Raw genomic sequence first — 21424 nt, forward strand, 5'->3', positions numbered from 1 at the left:
TGCCGGTTCAGGACCGGAAGGCCGCCGCGAACTCCGCCATCCGGTCCGCGGCACCGTCGGCGCCGCCGAACCAGACGGCCACGGCGTCGGCGCCTGCCTCGGCGAGGGCGTGCGCCTCCTCGACGGTGCGCTGCAGCTCGTCGCCACCACCGCTCCATGCGAGCCTGGTACCGAGCCGGGGTGTGCGCTCGCCGAGCTCGCGCAGCCGCGCCGCGCAGCGCGCGAACCCGGCGGCGTCGATCGCGAACCCCTGCCACTCGTCGGCAACGGCAGCGGCTCTGCGCAGCGCGGCGGCGCTCGTCCCGCCCACCATGATCGGCACGGGCCCCTCCGGCACGGGAGCGAACACGCCTTGCTCGACGTGGTGGAACCGGCCGTGGAACGCGCCGGCGTCGCGGAACAGGTGGCGCAGCAGGGCGATGTCCTCGTCGGTGCGGGCGCCCCTGGTGGCGAAGTCGGCGCCCACGGCCGCGAACTCGGCGCGATCCCAGCCCACCCCCACCCCGAGCAGCGCCCGGCCACCGGAGAGCCGATCGAGCGTGGCCACCTGCTTCGCCACGACGAACGGGCTGCGCAACGGCAGCACCAGCACGGACGTCCCGAGCCGGATCGTCGAGGTGCGGGCCGCGATGTGCGCGAGCGTCATGAGCGGCTCGTACACGCCGCCGTACGTGGCGCCGTACGGCGCGGGTGGGAGCAGGTGGTCGGGCAGGTACAGGGTGCAGTAGCCGAGCCGCTCCGCGGTCTGTGCGAGCTCCACGAACGCTTCCGGTGCGATGTCGGGCGACTCGTCGGGAAGGACGACCTCGAGATCCACGGCTCACCCTACCCGGGCCAGCAGCGAGCGGATCGCAGCGAGCCACTGGTCGCGGGCCTCCGTCGCGATCCCGTGCCCGGCGGCGATCTCGACGAGCTCGGCGTCCGGGATGCCGGCCGCGAGCTGCCGGGAGTGCTCGGGGGCGGCGAGCCCGTCCTCGGTGGTCGCGACGACCAGCGTGGGCGCGGTGATTCGCGGCAGGTCGGCCCGCGTATCGACGCCGGCCACGAGGTCGACGTGCTCGGGGCTGCCCGCGGGGATGAAGTCGGCGAGAGCGGCGACGCCGGCCTCGACCTCGGCGAGCGACATCGCGTTCAGGTGGGTGGTGCCCGTGGCCATGAAGGTCAGGTAGCGGGCGAGCAGCGTCCGGTCGCCGGCGGCGAGCAGGCCCCGCCAGACCTCCACCGCGAGCCGCATCCGGGTGTCCGGGTACGTGAAACCGGCGGTCAGCACCAGCCCGGTGACCCGCTCCGGGTACCGGACCGCGATCCGCACCGCCACGGCTGTCCCGAGCGAGTAACCGAGCACAGTGAAGCGGTCGACCCCGGCGTCGACGGCGGTGCGGACGAGCGTGTCGGCCACGTCGTCGAGGACGAGCGGCTCCGGGCTGCGGGGTGTGTCGCCGGATCCCGGGTAGTCCGGACCGACCACAGTGTGGGTGGTGGCGAGGTCGTCGAGGATCGGGCCGTAGTTGCCCGCGATGCTGCCGCCCCCGCCGTGGGCGAGCAGGATCCCCGGGCCGGAGCCCTTGACGACGTGCGCGAAATGTTCGGCCATGCGGCGATGTTGGGGTTTGACGCCGGTGTCAGGGTCAACAGGCGGTGAGGTGGATCACGTGCTGATCGGGGAGCTCGCGGCGCGCACGGGCGTGAGCCAGCGGGCGCTTCGGTACTACGAGCAGCAGGGACTGCTGCCCGCCGAGCGCGATCCCAACGGTTACCGGCGCTACGGCGCCGACTCGGTCCGCACGGTAGCCCGGATCCGCGCCCTGCTCGCCGCAGGCCTGTCCACCGAGGTGATCCGCGACGTCCTGCCGTGCGTCGGCGGTGGCGACCCGATCGAGATGGAACTGTGCCCCGACCTGGTGCGCACCATCCGGCGAGAGATCGCGCAGATGGACGCCCGGATCGGGGAGCTGCACTGCAGCCGCAGCGCCCTCGCCGGCTACCTACCGGGCTAGCGGCCTTGCGCTGGCCGGGTTTTGTGACCACGGGTGTTTTCGGCGCTGTTGTTGGGTCCCGTTCGGTGGTGGCCGCGCCATGATCCGAAGTATCGGTTGCTCATGGTTGTGCCGGCAGCCATGTGTACCCGCTACTTGCGATCTTCCCGTGCATGATCCGGAGTTTCGGGTGCTCATGGTTGTGGGGGCAGCCGTGGGCAACCGCTGGTTCGGATCATGCCGCCGCCGGTCGAGCGGCCGGGGTGGGTCAGGGCGCGATCGTGTCGATCCGTCGGGTCGAGTCTGGTTGGGCGGCTGCCGGTGGGCGCGCCGTTCCCGGGCCCGGGCGCCCTGGTGTCCGCCCCGTGATCCGGGCCTCGCGGGTGTTCCCTCCGGTTCACCTTGACCCGTTGCCGTGTGGGGGTGGCTGGGTTGGGTGCACTACCGTCCCCTGGGGTTGCGTGGGCGGCCGTCCCCGGCTGGGGGGCACGCCTGTTCTCGACGAGACCACCGCGGTTCGGGTGCTACGCAACTGGCTGTGGTCCCGACCCTCCACACCCAGCCCGCTCCCGGATGATCGAGGCGAAACCACTACGGGGCTGGGCCGCGGGCAGGCCCATGATCAGCAGGAACGGGGCACCAGCTGCAGGGGTGCCGCGCAGGTCCCGATCCCGCTGATCACGCCCCAGGTTCCCGGGGCGGCCAGGAGGGAGGCGAGGATCGGGACCACAGCCAGTCAAGTGGCTCCCAAATCGCGGTGGTCTCGTCCGGAACGGGCGAGCCCCCGCGTCGGGGACGGCCGCCCGAGCAACCACATGATTCGGTAGCGCACCCAACCCAGCCACCCCACGAGGCGACGCGGTCGAGGTGAACCGGCGAGAACACGCCGGCAGCCGAGCGCTGGTGGGTGAGGCCCGGGGCTGGCCGGGGCCGGGAACGGCGCGCCCACGAAAGTGCCCGGCACCCGGCCGCACCCCCGGGGGTGCGTTCCGCGGAACGCACCGCGGCCCAGGCGGTGATCAGCGATTCGGCGCGAAACCCGACGCCCCGGGTCGGGAAAGGCGCCGATCTGACGATCACAGGCATTCGCCTAAGCCTGCACGGGTCCGCTGGCCACCACCGTGGTCGGGACCGCGGGCATTGTGCGCCCCGGTTCGATCGAGACCGCGTATGCCTCGAACCGCGAACCGTCTCCCGGGCCGATCTCGTGGATCCCCGGGCCGGGGGCTGTGACGTCGAACGCCGCGAGCGGGCGCGGATCGCCGGCCTCGATGCCCCACACGACGTAGGTGGTGGCGCCGGTGTCGTTCGGGTCGAGTCCCGCGGTGACGACGGTGCGCCCCGCGGTGGTGACGAGCACGGCCGCCACCGGCCGCCCGGAGTCGGTGCTGAGCGTGGCGTGGCTGCTGCCGGGCGCATCGAGCTGGGTGACGATGCCGGCGAGCGCCTGCGCGAGCGCGTCCCGCTGGCGCTGCACCTGCGCGGTGTAGGCACCGAGCCCACCGACCGCGAGCACCACGGCCGCCGCGGCGGCCGCGATCAGGATCCGCGCCCTGTTCCGGCTCCGGTGCTGCCGTGCCGCGAATCGTGGATGGGGCTGCGACGGCGGGCCGGACTGCGGTGTCTCGGCGGCCGTGGCCAGCAGGTTGGCGCGCAGCCGCGGCGGAGGGTCGACCTGCTCCACCGCCCCGCCGACGGCGGCCGCGACGAGCTCGGTCTCGCGCACCGTCTCGGAGCACGAGCGGCAGCGCTCGATGTGGCTTCGCATCGCCGCCTCCTCGTCGGGCTCGAGAGCGTGCAGCGCGAAAGCGACCGCCTCCTCGCCCAGCGCGCAGGGCGTCGTGCCGTCGAACCGGGACCGGTCGTCCATCACGTACCCCCTCCCGCGTCGGTGGCGATCTCGCCGAGCACCGGACCGAGCGCCCCGCGCAACCGTCGCATGCCGCTGAACATCCGCGACTTCACCGTCCCCAACGGCACCCCGGTGAGCGACGCGACCTCCCGCTGCGAGTAGCCGCCGAAGTAGGCCAGCGCCAGCGCCTCCCGCTGCTCGGCGGGCAGGCCGCTGAGCGCATCGCGGACCTGCCCGGCCTCCATGGCCCGCAACGCGCCGTGGTCGGCGCCCGGCCCCGGGGCCGACCACTCCTGCCCCTCGTCGACGACGGCCACCGTACGGCGGCGGATCGCGCTCTCGCGGCGCACGGCGTCGACCGACTTGTGGTGCACGAGCGTGAGGATCCACGTGCCGAAACGGCCCCGAGCCGCGTCGAAGCGCCTCGGCTCGCGCCAGAAGGTGAGGAAGACCTCCTGCACGACGTCCTCGGCGAGGTTGTCGTCGCCGCAGATCCGGCGGGCGAGCGAGTACGCCCGCCGCCCGTACCTGTCGTAGAGCGCCGCCAGCGCGGAGTGCGCGCCGGCCACCACGGCCCGCACGAGCTCCTCGTCGGGCTGGTCGAGCGCATCGGCATCGGCCACCGGCGCGGTCCTCACGTCACGTCGTTCGCACCGGAGCGGTCACCGGTTCGTGTGAGGTGAACCATAGGACTCAGAGAGCTCCTGCCAAGCCCCGAACGGCGATACCGACACCGACCACGAGGACGAGCGCGGCCGTCAGCACGGGTGCACCGGCAGCGAGCCGCCCGGCCCGCCGTCGCAGACCATCGGACAACCGGACCCGCTCCATCCGGTCTCGCAGGCCCACGAGCAGCAGCCCGGCCGCGGTGAGAGTGGCCGCCATCCCGAGCCCGTAGCAGAGCACGAGGACGATGCCGAACCAGCTCCGGCCGAGCCCGATCGCGCCGAGCAGGACCAGCAGCGCCGTGGGGCTCGGCACCAGCCCGCCCGCCACACCGAGGCCGACCAGCGCGGCACGCCCGAAACGGGGCGCCGGATGGCCGTGCCCGTGCCCGTGCCCGTGTCCATGCCCGTGTCCATGGCCGTGGCCGACCGGCACGGCAGCGTCCCGCCGGACCGCCGAGCGCATCAGGCCCACCCCGACCCCGGCCACGAGCAGGCCGCTGCCCACCGCCAGGCCGCGCAACACACCGTCGGGAGCGAACGTGGTCGAGACGCTGACCAGGACGCCGAGCACCAGCACACCGGCGGTGTGGGTCGCGGTGACGGTGGCGCCGACCAGCAGTGCGTCCCCCCGCGTTCCGCGACGACCCGCCAGGTAGGCGGCCATCACCGTCTTGCCGTGGCCGGGCAGCAGCGCGTGCGACGCACCGAGCACCAGCGCGAGCGCAACCGCCAGGAGGCCGACGCCACCGGTCAGCTCGGCGACGCCGATGAGACTCGTGAACCACCCGGTGAGCTGGCCGAGTAGCCGGTCGAGCGGGGCGAACACCGGCGGGCCTGCGGTGCCACCGCCACCGGTTCCCGGCTCCACCAGCAGCGATGCCGCGCGGACGTCGAGGGGGTCGGCGAGCAGGTCGACCGGATAGGTCCGCAACTGCTCGCTCACGCTCTCGGCCGGCACCGTCGAGTCGGCCAGGTGGACCCCCGCACCGGTCGCGGTGATCTCCCGCCACCCGGCGCGATCGGAGAGGTAGGAGTCAGCGAACCGGACGTCCGCCTCCCCGTCCAGCGCCGCATCCGCGCGCAGCTCGCACTCGACGCGGGTGGTGGCGAGGCCGGCCTCGCCTTCAGGCATGGTCAGCGTGGCGCGCAGCACGGACCAGACTGCCGCGGACCCGTCGACCGTGAGGGACACCGCCGTCGAGAGGGCGGCGCACTCGGCGTCGGCGCCGCTCTGCGCCTCAGCGGGGGAGACGGCGCCGTCGGCGTCGCCGTCCAGCACGGGCGCCAGCTGCAGGGTCGGGATCTCGGCGTGGTCGACCACCGCGGACAGTTCGACCCGGTCCGGGTAGAGGCGCAGCGCGTCATAGTGGTTGATCGTGACGTTGCCCAGCGGGTGCGCCGTGGCAACCCCGGCGGGCACCGCAAGCGCGACCATGCAGCCGATCACGACAGCCGCCCTCCACCACCAACGGTTCATCGCTTCCCCCCGAGCGCGTCGAGGGTCTGCCGCGCCACCGGCGCGTGCAGCGGCGAGAAGTGCGGGTTGGTGTGCACCGCGTCCTCGAGGGTGGCGATCGCCTCGCCGGTCCGGCCCAGCGCGGCCAGGATCATGCCGCGGTGGAAGGTGGTCATGGCGTCGCGCCGGCCGAGCTGCGCGGCCTGCTCGGCGTACGGGAGGGCCTCCGCGTGGCGGCCGGCCCGGTGCAGCGCCCATGCCAGCGCGTCGGCGGTGAACACGCTGTGGCGCCGGTCCCACTCCGCCTGTGCGAGACGGACCGCTTCCGCCGGGTCGCCGTGGTCGGCCGCCACCTGCGATGCCGTGAGGTCGTCGGAGGAGCCCTGTGCGGCGTAGAGCCGCTGCTGATCGATGATCAGCCGGTACTGGGCCCGCGCCTCGTCGGCCCGCCCGGTCGACTCCAGCAGCTCGCCGTACTCCAGCAGGTACTGCGGCAGCGGCACCCGCTCGGTCAGCAGGCGGTAGCCCTCGTTGGCCTCGTCGGTGCGCCCGCGTGCGGCGAGCACCTTCGCCCTGCCCTGGAGCAGCGCCGGGTCGCCGGGCACGGCGGCGAGCCCGCGGGCGTACTGCGCCTCCGCCTCGTCGAGGTCGCCGCCACCCCAGGCCAGCTCGCCGAGGTGGTAGTGGCAGAACGCGAGCTCGTCGCGGCCGGTCGCGGCCGCGAGGGCGCGTTGCATGGCCGCCCGGGCATCGTCCGTGCGGCCGTGCAGCTCCAGCTCGTAGGACGCCCGGGTGAACGACGCGACGCCGGGGCGCATGTCGAGCATGCGCTGCACCGCGTCCGTTGCGGCGGTGGTGTCGCCGAGCTGGGTCGTGGCGTCCGCGAGCACGCCGTACGCCTCGGCGCTCGCCGGGTTGAGCGCCACGGCGTCCTCGCCGTAGCGGCGGGCGGCGGCGAAGTCGTGCCGGGCGTTCGCGAGCGCGCCGAGACCGACGAGCGCGGCGGCGTTCTCGTCGGGTTGCAGCTGCACGGAACGGTCGAGTGCGCCCTGCGCCTGCGGGTAGTAGGCCGGGTTGGCGAGCGCCCTTGCCTGCTCGACATACGCGGCGCCGAGGTTGGCCCATGTCATCGGGTCGTCGGGCACCCGGCGCAGGCGGTCGCGCAGCTGCTCGATCGTGGCGGTGAGCCGATCGCCGACGGGCTGTGGGGTCGCTGCTCGTGGGGCGGCCGGCTGGAACGCCAGGCCGACGACGAACAGGCCAGCGATCACGAGGGCGGTGACCGGGAGGACCCGGCGCCACATCGCTCGGGGCGCGGGCAGGGTGGAAGTCGGCATGCGAAGTCCTGTCCGTGGGCGGGGAGGTGGGGGCGCGGGGGCGGCCCGGTCGGTCCGGGCCGCCCCCGGCCGATCAGCGGGGCGGCGCCGGTGGGCGGGCGGACCGGCCGCGCCGCCGCACGGCGAGCAGCACAACGGAGGCGAGCAGCGCGCCGCCGATCCCGGCGCCCAGCGCGATCGGCATCATGGGCGAGCTGAACGCCGCGTTGCCGATCCAGGAGTCGCTCTCCGCCGGAACGCTCGCGGCCCCGCCGCCCGTGTCGGACGACCCGGTCGCCGACGGCTGCGCACCGGCCGCGACGGCACGGGTCTCGTTGCCCGGCAGCGCGACGTAGGGGAACTCGTCGAGGAACGTGACGTCGTTGGCGTCCACCCCGTCGCCCGCCGCCAGGGCGTCGACCAGCTTTCCGGCCTGCGCCGCGCCCGCTACCGCCTGCACTTCGATGTCGATGACGTCGTCGGTGAGCCGACGCCCGTTCGGGAAGCCCTGCAGGTCCCCGCCGAGGACACCCAGCCGGTTCGGGTCGGACGCAGGCGCGATCGACGTGTTGAGCCGCAGCATCTCCGACGGCTGGAACTGCTTCGGGTCGGTGTCGGCGTTGAGGACGTGGCTGTTCAGATCCGCCTGGATCGGGGCCTGCGTCCCGTCGAGCGTCGGCGCGTTCTTGGCGATCCCGGTCAGGAAGATCTCGACCAGGTCGTTGCGCGGCGTCGCGGGTGCCGGCACCCCGTAGATGCCTTCGAGGAGCCTCGCGAGCTCCGGATCGGTCACCCACTTCACGACGTCGGGGATGGTCGCGTCCTTCGCCGGGGCCAGCCCGTTGAACGCGTCCTTCAGCCCCGCAGGCAGCACGACCTCGTTGACCAGCGGGTTGCCCAGCCGGGACACCTGCACCGGCTCACCCACCGCGGTGGCCGTGCCCGGGGAGAGCTGCAGCGAGCGGCGCTCCGTGTCGCTCCAGACGCCGATCACCGGGTTGCGCTGTGGGTCGCCCCCGGCCGTGACCTCCGACAGGGGCACCTGCAGCGCCCAGGTGTTGACGTTGGTGCCGGCGAGGGTGTCCTGGCCGACCTCGGACAGGTCACCCCCGTAGAGCAGGTCGAACACGCGCAGGTCGGCGAAGAACGGGTCCTCGGCGGAGCCCACGTAGACCTGGCCGCCGCCCGGAACGTCCTTGATCGCCTGGTCGCGCAGCGTCGCGTAGTCCGGGATCGACGCGGCACCGAGCTGCGACGGCGCGACCTGGCCCTCGAGCAGCTTCGTCCAGCCGCCGCCCTTGCTCACCGAGAGCGTGTAGTACTGGCGGAACAGCAGGTTCTCGTCATCCAGGCTGGTCACCGGGCCGTTGTTGTAGAGGAACGTGTCGTTCCCCCGCCGGTCTTCCGTGCGGAACGTGAGCCGGTAACCGACGTCGGGCTTGGCGTTGCCGTCGGTGTCGATGTTGATGTCGTAGTTCGCGTCGGTGGCCCACGGGTAGAAAGTGGGGCCGCCGTTCGGTTCCTGAAGGCCGAACCAGTCGGCGACGAACGTCACGGTGTCCGGCTTGTCGGGGCTGACGAACGCGTAGACGTCCGTGTTGTCCACGGCAGGGTCCGCGGCGATCAGGGGCGCCTCGCGGTGGCTCGAGGCGGTCGCCGGACCTGCGCCGACGCCGGCCAGTAGCGCGGCGAGCACCACCGCGCCGGTTGCTGCGAACGCAGCTGGTCCGTGACCTCGTGGTCGGGATGGACGGGACATGCGCTTCCCTCCATGGGCAGCACGGGACGACCGGGCACGACACGTCGTCCCGGTTGTCGGATGGGCGAGACCACACGGCCGGCCGCCGGCCCGCGCCGTGCGGGTCCGGGTCGTGCCGGTCTGCCCATGCCTTCGCACGACCCCCCGCGCGCGGTTCGCCGCAGTCAGGACGAGGTGATCCAGAAACGCTGCGTAGGGTGGCTTCGTGGGAACCATCGTCTCCTTCCATGCGCACCCCGACGACGAGTCGATCGCGTCCGCCGGCACCCTCGCCAGGGCGGCCGCCGCAGGTCACCGCGTCGTCCTGGTCTTCGGCACCCGCGGTGAGCTCGGCGAGCCCGTCCCGGGCGTTCTGGCGCCGGGGGAGCAGCTGTCCATGCGCCGATCCGCGGAGTGCTACGCGTCGGCCGCGGCGATCGGGGCCAAGCGCGTGGAGTTCCTCGGCTACACCGACTCCGGGATGATGGGCGAGCCGAGCAATGCCGCTCCGTTCTGCTTCTGGCAGGCCGACGTCGAGCACGCGGCCCGCCGCCTCGCGGTGATCCTCGACGAGGAGGAGCCGGACGTCCTCACCACCTACGACGACAACGGCGGCTACGGCCACCCGGACCACATCCAGGTACACCGGGTCGGCAAGCGTGCGGCCGAGCTGTCGGCGGTCCCGGTGGTGGCCCAGCACACGATCAACCGCGACTGGATGGTCCGCGGCATGCGCGGGATGGCCGAGTCCGGCCAGCTGCCGGAGGGCTGGCAGGGGCCGAACTTGGAGGAGCCGACGTTCGGCAAGCCGGAAGCGGAGATCACCCACCGGGTCGAGGCAATCGACTTCGTCGAGCAGAAGCGCGCCTCCATGCGCGCCCACGCGAGCCAGATGTCGCCCGAGCACTTCTTGCTCGCGATGCCCGATCCGGTCTTCGCGCTGGGGATGGGCACGGAGTTCTACATCGTCGACCCGATGCCAAGCCCGGCGGCGGCGCCGGAGCTGTTCGAGGAGCTGTTCACGTCCCTGCCGTGAGCGGGCGGCGCACGAGCCCGCGGCACACCAGCTCGAGCATCAGCGCCACCGCCACCGTCTCGACGGCCAGCAGGAGCACCAGCACCAAAACCTGCACTGCGCCCGCCTGCACGGGGGTGGCGCCGCCCAGCAGCATGCCGACGAACGCGCCGGGGAGGGTGACGAGCCCGACCGTGCGGGTCTGGTCGAGCGCGGGCACCAGCGCATGGCCCGCGCTCGGCCGGGCGATCTCCAAGGCGGCGTCGCGGGGCAGGAACCCGAGTGAGAGGGCGGCCTCCACTTCGCCCCGGCGGGTCTGGAGCTCGTCGAGGGTGCGGCGGCCGGCGAGCGACGTGGCCGTCATCGTGCCCCCGATGAGGATGCCTGCCATCGGGATCACGGCGACCCCGACCGGCGGCACGACACCGGAGAGCACCAGCAGCGCCGTGACCGGGAGCGGGGCCACCGCGATCGGCAGCACGGCCCACCAGCCGCTGCGGTGCGGCGTGATGCGGCGTGCCGACGTCCATGCCGCGACGGCCACCATCACCAGCACGAACACCGCGCTGAACAGCACCGAGCCGACGATCGCGCCGATCAGCAGCGAGACCGCGCCGAGCTGGAGAACGGCCCGCGCGCCGGCGATGAGGGTCGGCCGGCCGGTGCCGAGGTGCGTCACCGCCGCGAGGGCAGCCGCCACGACCACCGCGAGCACACCGGCCACGGCCAGCCCCGGCCCGATGACCACCGTCGTCGTCCCCATGCGGGGATCATCGCGGCTCAACCAGCTCCTCGCTGGCGCTCGTCGCGGGCGTTCGCCCAAGGCGCTGTGTCCATGATTCGCTCGCAAGCTCGCTCAGTGCGTCGCGTGTCCGTGCGTGCACCGCGTGTCGCATGGACGTGGGGCCTGCCACCCGGACGCCGCCTTCGACGGCGGGTAGAGCTAACATCCTGGGCTGGGTCAACAGGCCCGCCGATCGCGCAGCCGGCAGTTCCAGGAGGACCAGTGACCGCCGTCGCCCCCAAGCCGATCGCGCCGGAGTACCCGGCGCGACAGTCGCCCAAGGGCTCGACCTTCCTGAAGATGCTGCGGACGACGGACCCCAAGGACATCGCGATCCTGTACCTGGTCACGTCGTTCGGGTTCTTCCTCGCAGGCGGCGCGATGGCGTTGCTGATCCGTGGCGAGCTCGCGGTGCCGGGCCTGCAGTTCCTGTCGACGGAGCAGTACAACCAGCTGTTCACGATGCACGGCACGATCATGCTGCTGCTGTACGCGACACCGATCCTGTTCGGGTTCGCGAACTACATCGTGCCGCTGCAGATCGGGGCGCCCGACGTCGCGTTCCCGCGGCTCAACGCCTTCTCCTACTGGCTGTTCCTGTTCGGCGGGCTCACCGTGCTGTCCGGGTTCCTGACGCCGGGTGGGGCCGCCGACTTCGGCTGGTTCGCCTACACCCCGCTGTCGGACGCCATCCGCTCGCCCGGTGCCGGCGCCGACCTGTGGATCGTCGGCCTCGTCGTCTCCGGTCTCGGCACGATCCTCGGTGGCGTCAACTTCATCACCACGATCGTCTGCATGCGCGCGCCGGGCATGACGATGTTCCGGATGCCGATCTTCACCTGGAACATCCTGGTGACGGCGATCCTGATCCTCATCGCGTTCCCGGTGCTGACCGCCGCGCTGCTGGGCCTGCTGGCCGACCGCCACTTCGGCGCCCACGTGTTCGACCCCGCCAACGGCGGCGTGATCCTCTGGCAGCACCTGTTCTGGTTCTTCGGCCACCCCGAGGTCTACATCGTGGCGCTGCCGTTCTTCGGGATCGTCAGTGAGATCTTCCCGGTGTTCAGCCGCAAGCCGGTGTTCGGCTACAAGACGCTGATCTACGCGACGATCGCGATCGCCGCGCTGTCGGTGGCCGTGTGGGCGCACCACATGTACGCCACCGGCGCCGTGCTGCTGGCGTTCTTCTCCTTCACCACCTTCCTGATCGCGATCCCCACGGGCGTCAAGTTCGTGAACTGGATCGGAACCATGTGGAAGGGCCGGCTGACGTTCGAGACGCCGATGATGTTCAGCATCGGCTTCCTGGCCACGTTCCTGTTCGGCGGGCTGACCGGCATCCTGCTTGCCTCGCCGCCGCTCGACTTCCACGTGTCCGACACCTACTTCGTGGTGGCGCACTTCCACTACGTGCTGTTCGGCACGATCGTGTTCGCCACCTACGCCGGCATCTACTTCTGGTTCCCGAAGATGACCGGCCGGTTCCTCGACGAGACCCTCGGCAAGGTCCACTTCTGGCTCACGTTCGTCGGCTTCCACCTGACGTTCCTCGTGCAGCACTGGCTCGGCAACGAGGGCTTCCCCCGCCGCTACGCGGACTACCTGCCGATCGACGGCTTCGGCGTGCTGAACGCGATCTCCTCGATCGGCGCCTTCGTGCTGGGCGCGTCCACGCTGCCGTTCCTCTGGAACGTCTTCCGCAGCTACCGCTACGGCCGCGTGGTCACGGTCGACGACCCGTGGGGCTTCGGCAACTCCCTGGAGTGGGCGACGTCCTGCCCGCCGCCGCGGCACAACTTCACCGAGCTGCCGCGGATCCGGTCGGAGCGCCCTGCGTTCGAGCTGCACTACCCGCACCTGGTGGAGCGCTTCCGCGCCGAGGCCCACATCGGCCACGCCGATCCGGGCGAGCTCGCCACGGCGGCGGTCGCCAAGCACGCCCTGCCCAGCGACGATCCGAAGTCACGCTGACAAGTCCATGACAGCCACGGGCACCAGCGTCCTCATCACGGTCACGGGCCCGGACCGGCCCGGCGTGAGCTCCGTCTTGTTCGCGGCGCTCACCCGGCACGGCGTGGACCTCGTCGACGTCGAGCAGGTCGTGATCAGGGGCAGGCTCACCCTCGGGGTGGTCGTGGTTGCCCACCGCGACCCCGAGGGCCTGCAGGAGGCTGTCGAGCAGGCCATGGCGAGCATCGCCATGCAGGTGCACACCACGCTCGAGGTGCGCGACGACCCGGCCGTCCGGCGGCACTCCACGCACGTCGTCGTGGTGCTCGGCCGGCCGATCACGGCCAGGGCGTTCGGGTCGGTCGCGGCCGCGCTCGCCGATGTCGGTGCCAACATCGACTCGATCCGCCGGGTCGCCGACTACCCGGTCACCGGGCTGGAGCTGATGGTCTCCCCCGAGCCGGGCGGCGGCAGCGAGAACTACCCGCCCGGCACGCTGCGCGCGCGGCTCGTCGAGGTGGCCCGCACCGCGGGCGTCGACGTCGCCGTCGAGCGGGCCGGGCTCGCCCGGCGCAGCAAGCGGTTGATCGTTTTCGACGTCGATTCGACGCTCGTGCAGGGCGAGGTCATCGAGATGCTCGCGGCGCACGCGGGCGCCGAGGCCGAGGTCAGGGCCGTCACCGAGGCGGCGATGCGCGGCGAGCTGGACTTCGCCGAGTCGCTGCGCCGCCGCGTGGCGGTGCTGGCCGGCCTGCCCGAGTCCGTGCTCGACGAGGTGGCCGCCCGGCTGGAGCTCACCCCGGGCGCCCGCACCACGATCCGCACGCTGAAGCGGCTCGGTTTCCGGTGCGGGGTTGTCTCCGGCGGGTTCACGCGCGTGATCAAGGGCCTCGTGGACGAGCTGGGGCTGGACTTCTGCGCCGCCAACGAGCTGGAGATCGTCGATGGGCGGCTCACCGGCAAGGTCGTCGGCGAGATCGTGGACCGGCCGGGCAAGGCGGTGGCGCTGCGCCGGTTCGCCGACAGCTTCGGCGTGCCCCTCGAGCAGTGCGTGGCCGTCGGCGATGGCGCCAACGACATCGACATGCTGTCCACCGCGGGGCTCGGCGTGGCCTTCAACGCCAAGCCCGCGCTGCGCGAGGTGGCCGACACCGCGCTGTCGCACCCGTACCTCGACGTCGTCCTGTTCGTCCTCGGCATCACGCGGGACGAGGTCGAGCGCGCCGACGCCGCCGAGGGCCTCCTACGGCGGGTGCCGATCGCATGACCGGCGGGTGCTGACCGTGGCCCGGTCGAGGCAGCGGCTCCTGGTCGGTCGTGGCGCGCCCGAACCGCCCGCCGAGAGCACCGCGGAAGCGCGGTACGAGGCGGTCTGGAACGCCTACCGCGAGGTGGTGCGGGAACAGGTGGCGGTCGGCCACGACGTGCTGATGCCGCTCCTCGCCGCCCGGGCCGGGCTCGACCTGGCGGATCCCGCCACCGAGCTGCTCGTCGACGAGGTCGAGGGCGATGTCCTGGACGACCCGGCCGGGCCCGTCACGATGCTCGTCCCGGACGTCGTGGTGCACGCGCCCGCGCTGACCAACGACGCCGTGCTCACCCACCGGGTCTCCGCCGACGAGCTGGCCGACGAGCACCTCGACCTCGACACCGACCTCGCCGCGTTCCTGCGCTGCCCCGACCCGTACGTCGACGCCGGACCACTGCACGTGGACGAGCCCGGCGCGGTCGAGCCTGTCCGGTGGGGCGGGCCGCCCGGCTGGCTGGCCGGGCTGACCGCCGGTGCGCTGCTCGCGGTGCGGGCCACACAGGACGGTGCCGTGACGCTGTCGGTGCTGGACGAGGAGCCGGGCGAGCCGGCGGAGCTCGTGGCGGCGCTGAGGGCGGTGTACGAGGCAGAGCTGGAGGAATCCCGCCTCCCGGTGCAGGCGGAGCTGCTCGTCCTCGGCCTGCTGCACAGCGACCGCGCCGCCTTCGCCGAACCCCGCCCGCCGCTCACCGAGCTGGCCGCCGCTGCGGGCCTGCTGCGCCGGGGCGACGAGTTCGCCCACGACGAGTCGGTGTGGACGGAGGCCGAGATCGTCGACCAAGCGATGCGGCTGGTCACCGGGGTGGAGACCGAGGAGCAGGGGGAGGCCGCGCTCCGGGCGTACGAGCTGCTCACCGACGCGCACGACCCGGCGGCGTTGCGGGAGGCGCTCGGCCTCATGGAGGACCCGGACGTCCTCGAATCCGTTGTCGACGAGCTGCTGCGCGAACCCGACGACGACGGGGAGCGGCTGCGGTCCACCGTCGCGCTCGCCGACCGGCTGGTCGCCGTCGCCGGTCGGTCCCCGCGGGAGGCCGTGGCGCGGTGGGTCGCCGCGGTCGCCGCGGAGCGGGACGGCCGGGTGCTGGACGCCGAGTCGCACCTGCGGGCCGCGGCCGTCGCGGCGCCGGGCTGGCCGCTCGTGGAGGACCGGTTGGCCTGGTACGAGTCGGACCGCGGCGACGCCGCGGCCGCTGCCGCCCGGTGGACGGCGATCGAGGTGCCCGCCGACGACCCGGATCTCGCCGCCGTCCGTCCCTTCGCCGCCCCGGCGGGTCCGGAACCCGGCCGCAACGACCCGTGCTGGTGCGGATCGGGCCGCAAGTACAAGCAGTGCCACCTCGGCAGGCCCGCCCTTGCCGAGCTTCCGGCGCGGGCCGGCTGGCTCTACCGCAAGGCGGTGACGTTCCTGGAGCGCCGCGGGGGCGCCGCCACCGCCGAGCTGGCCTGGTGGGCCGACACGCTCGACGTCGACTGGGATGCGCCCGAGGTCGTGGACGCGGCGCTCGACGAGGGCGGCTGGGGCGAGACGTTCCTCGCCGAGCGCGGGCCCCTGCTCCCGGCCGACGAGGCCGAGCTGGCGACGTCGTGGGCGACCGTGGTGCCCGGCCTGTACGAGGTGGAGCGGGTCCAGTTCGGCGAGGGCGTGACGCTGCGGGACCTCCGCGGCGACGGCCGGGTCGACGCCCGGCCCACCACCGGGGTGAGCCCGGGCATGGGCGAGCTCGTCCTCGCCAGGGCGCTGCCGGACGGCTCGGGGTCGGGGCACCTGCTCGTCGCGGCGGTCGCGGTGCCGCGGGGCACCGAGCGCGACCTGCTGGCCCAGCTCGGAGATCTCTGAGGGCCCTGCGGAAGCAGGGCAGGGGCGGATGCGTTTGTCCTGGGCGTGACCGAGGAACTGTCCGGGACCGGGCTCGCCGACCGACCGGCCGTCAGTGTGCTCGCGCCGCTCGCGGCCCGCTACGCCGGGAGAGGAGCTCCGGTGTCGGACGGCGTCGTGCGCGCGATGCCGGTCGTCCTGCGTCTGGAGCGTCCACCGGCCGCCCGCACGCCGGTACTCGAGGCAGCGGCCGCCGCGGCGCTCGCGGTGTGCCTCGACCCGCGCTCGCGGCCGGGAGGCGAGTGGCACGACACCGTCGCGGTCTGGGTGGGCACGCAGATCCGCAAGATCGCCCGCAGGGCCCGCGGCGCCCACTGGGCGGCCGTGCAGGAGCTCCCGGGCGTGACGTGGGAGGTGGACGGCGCGCAGGCGCGGGCGCTGTTACCCGGCCCGGTGGACGACGTGCCCCGCGTCGTGTCCCGGCTGCAGATCGGCGGCACCGAGCTCGAACCCGACGAGCCGGGCCCGCCCCCGACGGGCGCTCCCGTCATCTGGGTGAACGCAGGCCTGAACCTGACCGTCGGCAAAGCGGCCGCGCAGGTGGGGCACGCCTCGATGCTGTACGCCGCGGCCAACGACCTCACGGAAGTGCCACCGTTCGCGGCGCGGAACGCCGACGCGGGACGGTGGGAGCGGCTGTGCGCCGCGGTCGGCCGCGGTGAGGCGGTCGCCGTTCGGGACGCGGGCTTCACCGAGGTGGCGCCCGGCACGATCACCTGCATCGCCACGGCGACCTGAGGTTAGGCTCACCGCACTTTCTCCGACGAGGGGTGTGCAGAGGTGAGGTTCAGGATTGCCGCGCTGGTGGCGGTGCTGCTCGTGATCGCCGGGTGCTCGGCGCCGTCGAGCTCCGCTTCGGTGGCGGAACCGGCGCCGGTCGAGGGCTTCCCGGTCACCATCGAGCACGCGCTCGGCACCACCACGATCACCGCACCGCCCACCCGGATCGTCGCGCTGTCCTTCGAGGAGGACGTGCTCAGCCAGGTGGGTGTGGCAGTGGTGGGGCGCACCGAGAACTACTACGCCCCGGGTGCCCTCCAGCCGTGGCAGGAGGGGCACGTCGATCCGAGGGTCGTCGCGCTGGGCGGCCCGGACGGGCTCGACCTGGAGAAGGTGGCAGCGCTGGCCCCTGACCTCATCCTCGCCACCAACCACTACGAGCTCGACAGCGTGTACGAGGGCCTGAGCGCGATCGCCCCGACCGTCGGGTACCGGACGGGCTGGGGGGAGGCCACCTGGCAGGACACCGCGCGTGTGATCGGCCGGGCGGTCGGCAAGGAGGCCGAGGTCGAGCAGCGGATCCGCGAGGTCGACGGGTCGGTGGCCGCGCTGGCGGCCGAGCTCCCCGGCCTGTCCGGGAAGACGTTCAGCTCGGTCTTCTACCACGACGCCGGCCAGTTCACCGTCGACACGAACCCCGAGGGGCACACCGCGAAGCTGCTCGGGCAGCTCGGCATGGTGATGTCCCCGCGGATCGTCGCCGACGTCGTGAACCGGTCCGTCGGCGCGGAGCAGATGGGCCTGATCGACGCCGACCTCGTACGGCTCGGCTACGCCTCGGACCAGTTGCGCACGCAGCTCGCCGCGAGCCCGCTGTTCCACGCGCTGCCCGCGGTGCGCGACGGCCGGGTGTTCGAGTCCGATGTCTTCGGCGCGACCGCAGGCAACAACCCCACCCTGCTCAACGTGCCGTGGCAGCTGGAGCAGCAGCGAGCGGTGCTGGAGCGCGTGGCGGCGTCCCTAGGAGCGCCCTGAACAACTCAGGCCTACTGCGCGGCGCCCAGGCGGCGCCCTCGCCGCGTTGGACGATCGCCCCGATACAACAGCGGTATCGGCGCGATCGTCCGCCTTGCGAGGACACCACCTGGACGCCGCTCGCTACGGCCTGAGCTGTTCAGGACCCTCCTAGCCCGCCCCCGAGAGGACGGCCGAGCGGGTGCCGGTGAGCTCCTCGGACATCGCCCACAGGCGTTCGGCGAGGTCGACGTCGCTCGCGGGCGGGCGCACCGGGAGGCGGGTGACGCGCATCGGGCCGCGGAACTCGGTGCGCGGTCCGACGAACGTGCCGCCCTCGAGCTCCGGCACGGTGGCCGCGTACAGGATCGGCAGTGCGGCGTCCTCTGGGGCGCGGGCCACGGCGGACGTGAGCGGCGCGACGAGGCGGTCGAGCAGCGTGTGGCAGCGGTCGGTGTTCATCGGTGTGCAGGCCATTCCGGGGTGGGCGAGCACGCTGCGCACCGGGGAGCAGGTGGAGCGCAGCCTGCGGTCGAGCTCCAGCCCGAACAGCATGTTGGCGAGCTTCGAGCGCGCGTAGGCGCGCATGGGGGAGTACCGCCGTCCGCCGGTCAGGTGGTCGTCCCGGTCCAGGTCGAGCTTCCCGTACCGGTACATCGCGGAGGCGACCGTGACCACGCGCGGCTCCCACCCGCGGCTGAGCGCGTCGAGCAGGAGCGTGGTGAGCGCAAAGTGCCCGAGGTGGTTGGTCGCGAACTGGCTCTCCCACCCCCGCGCGTTGTAGCGCAGGGGAGTGCCCCCGATCCCGGCCACGTTGAGCAGCGCGTCGACCGGCTCGGCCGTGACGGCGGCGGCGAAGGCCCGGATCGACGCGGGTTCGAGCAGGTCGAGCGGCAGGACGTCGACGGTGGCCGCCGGGTGCTCGGCCAGCAGGCCCGCGCGGTGCCGGCCGGCCTTGGCGACGTCGCGCGCCGCCATGACCACCCGCGCTCCGCGCTTCGCGAGCTCGCGGGCGACGACGAGGCCGAGCCCGCTGCCGGCTCCGGTGACGACGACGCGCCGGCCCTGCTGATCGGGGACGTCGCTCAGGTCCCATGTGCCCACAGGGATCCCCCATCCTTGAGTAGCTCAAGGGTATGCTTGAGCTACTCAAAGAGATTGTCAAGCGGTTAAGGTCTGATCATGTCCGGTCCCCGGTCCGCTCCAGCACTCGTCGAACAGGTGATGGCGGTGGCCATGGCGATCGTGCAGGAACTGAAGGGGGCCGTGCGCGAGCTCGGACTGAGCGAGTCGGTCGCCCATCTCGTCTGGGTGCTCGACCCCGACGCCGAGCCGGTGCCGCTGCGGCAGGTCGCCGAACAGCTGCGCTGCGATCCGTCGAACGTCACCCTGCTCAGCGACCAGCTCGAGAAGAAGGGTCTCGCCGAGCGCCGCCCGCACCCCGCCGACGGGCGCGTCCGGACGCTCGTGCTCACCCCCGAGGGTGTGGCCACGCGCCGCAGACTCCTCGAGCTCGTGCAGCTCCGCTCACCGCTCGCGGCACTCGACGGGGAGCAGCAGCGGCAGCTCCAGTCGCTGCTCTCGGCGGCCATGGCGGCCCGGAAGGGCTGATCAGACGCCCCGCAGTCGACGCAGGGCGCCGTGCACCTTCTCCCGGTCGTCGGTGGCCCAGAACGGGGGCAGGCTCGCCCGCAGGAAGCCGCCGTAGCGGGCGGTGGCAAGGCGGGAGTCGAGGATCGCGACGACGCCGCGATCTTCCATCCCGCGCAGCAGGCGCCCCGCGCCCTGTGCGAGCAGCAGCGCCGCGTGAGTGGCCGAGACCGACAGGAACCCGTTGCCGCCGCGGGCGTCGGTGGCGCGCTGCCGGGCCGCGACGAGCGGGTCGTCTGGCCGCGGGAACGGGATGCGGTCGATGATCACGCACGACAGCGAAGGGCCCGGCACGTCGACGCCCTGCCACAGTGAGAGCGTGCCGAACAGCGACGTGGCCTCGTCGGCGGCGAACTTTTCCACCAGCTGCATGGTGGAGTCCTCGCCCTGGCACAGCACGGGTGTGTCGAGCCGGCCGCGCATCGCCTCGGCGGCCTGCTTCGCGGCCCGCATCGAGGAGAACAGCCCGAGCGTGCGCCCGCCCGCGGCCTCGACGAGCCCGGCGATCTCGTCGAGGTACGACGGCGGCAGGCCGTCGCGGCCGGGCGGGGGGAGCCGCTTGGCGACGTAGAGGATGCCGCTCTTGGCGTGGGCGAACGGCGAGCCGACGTCGAGGCCGGACCACTTCGGGGCGTCCGGGTCGGGCACGGGGTCGTCGGTCTTCTCCGCTGCCGCCTTCTCCGGCGGCAGCCCCCACTGCCGGGCCAGCGCGTCGAAATTGCCGCCGAGCGCGAGCGTGGCGGAGGTCAACACCACGGTGGAGCGGCCGAAGAGCCGCTCCCGCAGCAGCCCGCCCACCCACAGCGGCGCCGCGTGCAGCGACTTGTGGCGGGAGGCGTCCGGGCCCTGCTCGGCCAGCCAGATGACGTCGTGCCGCTTGGCCGGGTCGGCCTCGTCGAACGCCCCGATCAGCCGTACGGCGGTGTCGGCCACCTCGTCGAGGGACGCCATGGCGATCTTGCGGCCGGCCGCGGCCTCCGGGTCCTCCCTGCGGTCGGAGCCGAGCGACTGCTTGCAGGAGGCCGCGGCGTCGCGGACGGCGGAGAGCGCACCCGCCGCGGCAACGGGCAGCGATTCCCAGCGCCCGGGCGGCAGGTCGTCCAGCACGAGCCCGAGGCCCTCGCCCGCCTCGGCGAGCCGATCGGCGATCGCCTGGTCGACGAGCTTGCCGAGCCGCCGAGCGGTGGCCGCGATCATCCCCGCGGTGAGCTCGGCCGTTGCCACCCCGGTGACGCGGTCGACCAGCTCGTGCGCCTCGTCGACGACCACGACGTCGTGCTCGGGCAGCACCGGCCGCCCCTCGAGCGCATCGATCGCGAGCAGGGCGTGGTTGGTGACGACGATGTCGGCCTGCCCGGCCACCCCGCGGGCCTTCTCCGCGAAGCAGTCCTCGCCGACCGGGCACTTCGCCACCCCGAGGCACTCGCGCGCGGTGACCGACACCTGGCGCCACACCGAGTCCTGCACGCCGGGCACGAGCTCGTCGCGGTCGCCCATCTCGGTGGTGTCGGCCCACTCGTGGATCCGCTTCACCGCCCTGCCCATCGCGGAGATCGCGAACGGGTCGAACAGCTCGTCGCCGGGGTCGGTGTCGTCGCCGCCGTTCAGCTTGTTGAGGCACAGGTAGTTGCGCCTGCCCTTGAGGATCGCGAACGTCGGCGCGCGGCCCAGCAGCGGCTTGAGGGCCTTCGCGAGGCGGGGGAGATCGCGGTCGACCAGCTGGCGCTGCAGCGCGATCGTGGCCGTGGAGACGACGACCGTCGCGCCCTTGCCGACGGCGTGGTGGATGGCGGGCACCAGGTAGGCGAGCGACTTGCCGGTGCCCGTGCCTGCCTGCACGGCCACGTGTTCGCCGGTGACGAGGGCCTTGCGGACGGCCTGCGCCATCGCGTCCTGCCCCTCGCGGCGCGTGCCTCCGACGGCGGTGACGGCTGCTTCGAGCAGCTCCGCAACTCCTGGCAGTTCCGTCCCAGGCTTTTTTGTTGCGGTAGGCACGCGGCGAGGCTACCGGGAGCCCCCGACGCCCCGGGCCGGAACGTCGCAATCCACCCCGGCCGCCATCGTTGCGCGGTTCACACGTGATGAACAACTTCGCGT

Annotated in this window: 18 protein-coding genes; 8 read left to right on the top strand and 10 right to left on the bottom strand. The window is 73.0% G+C overall.

Translation table 11 applies throughout. The features are described from left to right. Positions 1-7: 7 nt before the first annotated feature. Both K1T35_RS07675 and K1T35_RS07680 read right to left on the bottom strand, forming a co-directional pair. Positions 8-817 (bottom strand): TIGR03619 family F420-dependent LLM class oxidoreductase, encoded by an 810-nt coding sequence (locus K1T35_RS07675; protein WP_220259467.1) that lies wholly within the window; start codon positions 815-817, stop codon positions 8-10. Positions 818-820: 3 nt separating this feature from the next. Continuing rightward, on the bottom strand, positions 821-1594 hold the full coding sequence (locus K1T35_RS07680; RefSeq protein ID WP_220259468.1) for an alpha/beta fold hydrolase: 774 nt from the start codon (positions 1592-1594) through the stop codon (positions 821-823). A 58-nt stretch (positions 1595-1652) separates the two neighbouring features. Between K1T35_RS07680 and K1T35_RS07685 the strand changes: the two genes are divergently transcribed. Continuing rightward, positions 1653-1997: a MerR family transcriptional regulator gene (locus K1T35_RS07685; protein ID WP_220259469.1), complete on the top strand. Its 345-nt coding sequence runs from the start codon at positions 1653-1655 to the stop codon at positions 1995-1997. 1069 nt (positions 1998-3066) lie between these two features. On the opposite strand, the gene K1T35_RS07690 is transcribed toward K1T35_RS07685, so the two are convergent. The 5 genes from K1T35_RS07690 to K1T35_RS07710 all read right to left on the bottom strand — a co-directional run bounded on the left by K1T35_RS07690 (position 3067) and on the right by K1T35_RS07710 (position 9027). After that, positions 3067-3846, bottom strand: a complete 780-nt coding sequence (locus K1T35_RS07690; RefSeq protein ID WP_220259470.1) for an anti-sigma factor domain-containing protein — start codon at positions 3844-3846, stop codon at positions 3067-3069. Continuing rightward, positions 3846-4466, bottom strand: a complete 621-nt coding sequence (locus K1T35_RS07695; protein WP_220259471.1) for an RNA polymerase sigma factor — start codon at positions 4464-4466, stop codon at positions 3846-3848. The genes K1T35_RS07690 and K1T35_RS07695 overlap by 1 nt, the downstream gene beginning before the upstream one ends. Positions 4467-4521: 55 nt before the next feature. Next, positions 4522-5973, bottom strand: a complete 1452-nt coding sequence (locus tag K1T35_RS07700) for a nickel/cobalt transporter (protein ID WP_255621686.1) — start codon at positions 5971-5973, stop codon at positions 4522-4524. Then, positions 5970-7289, bottom strand: a complete 1320-nt coding sequence (locus K1T35_RS07705; RefSeq protein WP_220259472.1) for a tetratricopeptide repeat protein — start codon at positions 7287-7289, stop codon at positions 5970-5972. The genes K1T35_RS07700 and K1T35_RS07705 overlap by 4 nt, the downstream gene beginning before the upstream one ends. Before the next feature lie 73 nt (positions 7290-7362). After that, a complete protein-coding gene (locus tag K1T35_RS07710) occupies positions 7363-9027 on the bottom strand; it encodes a DUF4331 domain-containing protein (RefSeq protein WP_220259473.1) in 1665 nt (554 codons plus the stop codon). A 205-nt stretch (positions 9028-9232) separates the two neighbouring features. On the opposite strand from K1T35_RS07710, the gene K1T35_RS07715 reads away from it, so the two are divergent. After that, complete coding sequence (locus tag K1T35_RS07715) at positions 9233-10042, top strand: PIG-L family deacetylase (protein ID WP_220259474.1); 810 nt, start codon at positions 9233-9235, stop codon at positions 10040-10042. Here the strand turns inward: K1T35_RS07715 and K1T35_RS07720 are convergent. Next, the gene (locus K1T35_RS07720; protein ID WP_220259475.1) at positions 10026-10784 is read right to left on the bottom strand and encodes an ABC transporter permease; all 759 of its coding nucleotides are present in this window, start codon (positions 10782-10784) and stop codon (positions 10026-10028) included. The two genes, K1T35_RS07715 and K1T35_RS07720, sit on opposite strands and share 17 nt — an antisense overlap. Positions 10785-11027: 243 nt before the next feature. Between K1T35_RS07720 and ctaD the strand changes: the two genes are divergently transcribed. The 5 genes from ctaD to K1T35_RS07745 are packed head-to-tail and all read left to right on the top strand — an operon-like array spanning position 11028 to position 17698. Then, positions 11028-12776: a cytochrome c oxidase subunit I gene (ctaD, locus tag K1T35_RS07725; protein ID WP_220259476.1), complete on the top strand. Its 1749-nt coding sequence runs from the start codon at positions 11028-11030 to the stop codon at positions 12774-12776. Positions 12777-12783: 7 nt separating this feature from the next. Continuing rightward, positions 12784-14022, top strand: a complete 1239-nt coding sequence (gene serB / locus K1T35_RS07730; protein ID WP_220259477.1) for a phosphoserine phosphatase SerB — start codon at positions 12784-12786, stop codon at positions 14020-14022. Between the two features lie 16 nt (positions 14023-14038). Beyond that, a complete protein-coding gene (locus tag K1T35_RS07735; RefSeq protein WP_220259478.1) occupies positions 14039-15904 on the top strand; it encodes a YecA family protein in 1866 nt (621 codons plus the stop codon). A gap of 45 nt (positions 15905-15949) precedes the next feature. After that, a complete protein-coding gene (locus K1T35_RS07740) occupies positions 15950-16681 on the top strand; it encodes a peptidyl-tRNA hydrolase (protein WP_370645323.1) in 732 nt (243 codons plus the stop codon). Positions 16682-16723: 42 nt separating this feature from the next. Continuing rightward, the gene (locus tag K1T35_RS07745; protein WP_220259479.1) at positions 16724-17698 is read left to right on the top strand and encodes an iron-siderophore ABC transporter substrate-binding protein; all 975 of its coding nucleotides are present in this window, start codon (positions 16724-16726) and stop codon (positions 17696-17698) included. A gap of 150 nt (positions 17699-17848) precedes the next feature. Here the strand turns inward: K1T35_RS07745 and K1T35_RS07750 are convergent, their stop codons facing one another. Then, on the bottom strand, positions 17849-18781 hold the full coding sequence (locus K1T35_RS07750) for an SDR family NAD(P)-dependent oxidoreductase (RefSeq protein WP_255621687.1): 933 nt from the start codon (positions 18779-18781) through the stop codon (positions 17849-17851). Between the two features lie 78 nt (positions 18782-18859). Here K1T35_RS07750 and K1T35_RS07755 point away from each other — a divergent pair, with 78 nt between their 5' ends. Continuing rightward, the gene (locus K1T35_RS07755) at positions 18860-19288 is read left to right on the top strand and encodes a MarR family winged helix-turn-helix transcriptional regulator (protein ID WP_220259480.1); all 429 of its coding nucleotides are present in this window, start codon (positions 18860-18862) and stop codon (positions 19286-19288) included. On the opposite strand, the gene K1T35_RS07760 is transcribed toward K1T35_RS07755, so the two are convergent. Beyond that, entirely contained in the window at positions 19289-21322 is a 2034-nt protein-coding gene (locus K1T35_RS07760; RefSeq protein ID WP_370645324.1) for an ATP-dependent DNA helicase, read from the bottom strand. Between the last annotated feature and the right edge of the window lie 102 nt (positions 21323-21424).

Source organism: Pseudonocardia sp. DSM 110487 (genome assembly GCF_019468565.1).
Classification (GTDB): Bacteria; Actinomycetota; Actinomycetes; order Mycobacteriales; family Pseudonocardiaceae; genus Pseudonocardia.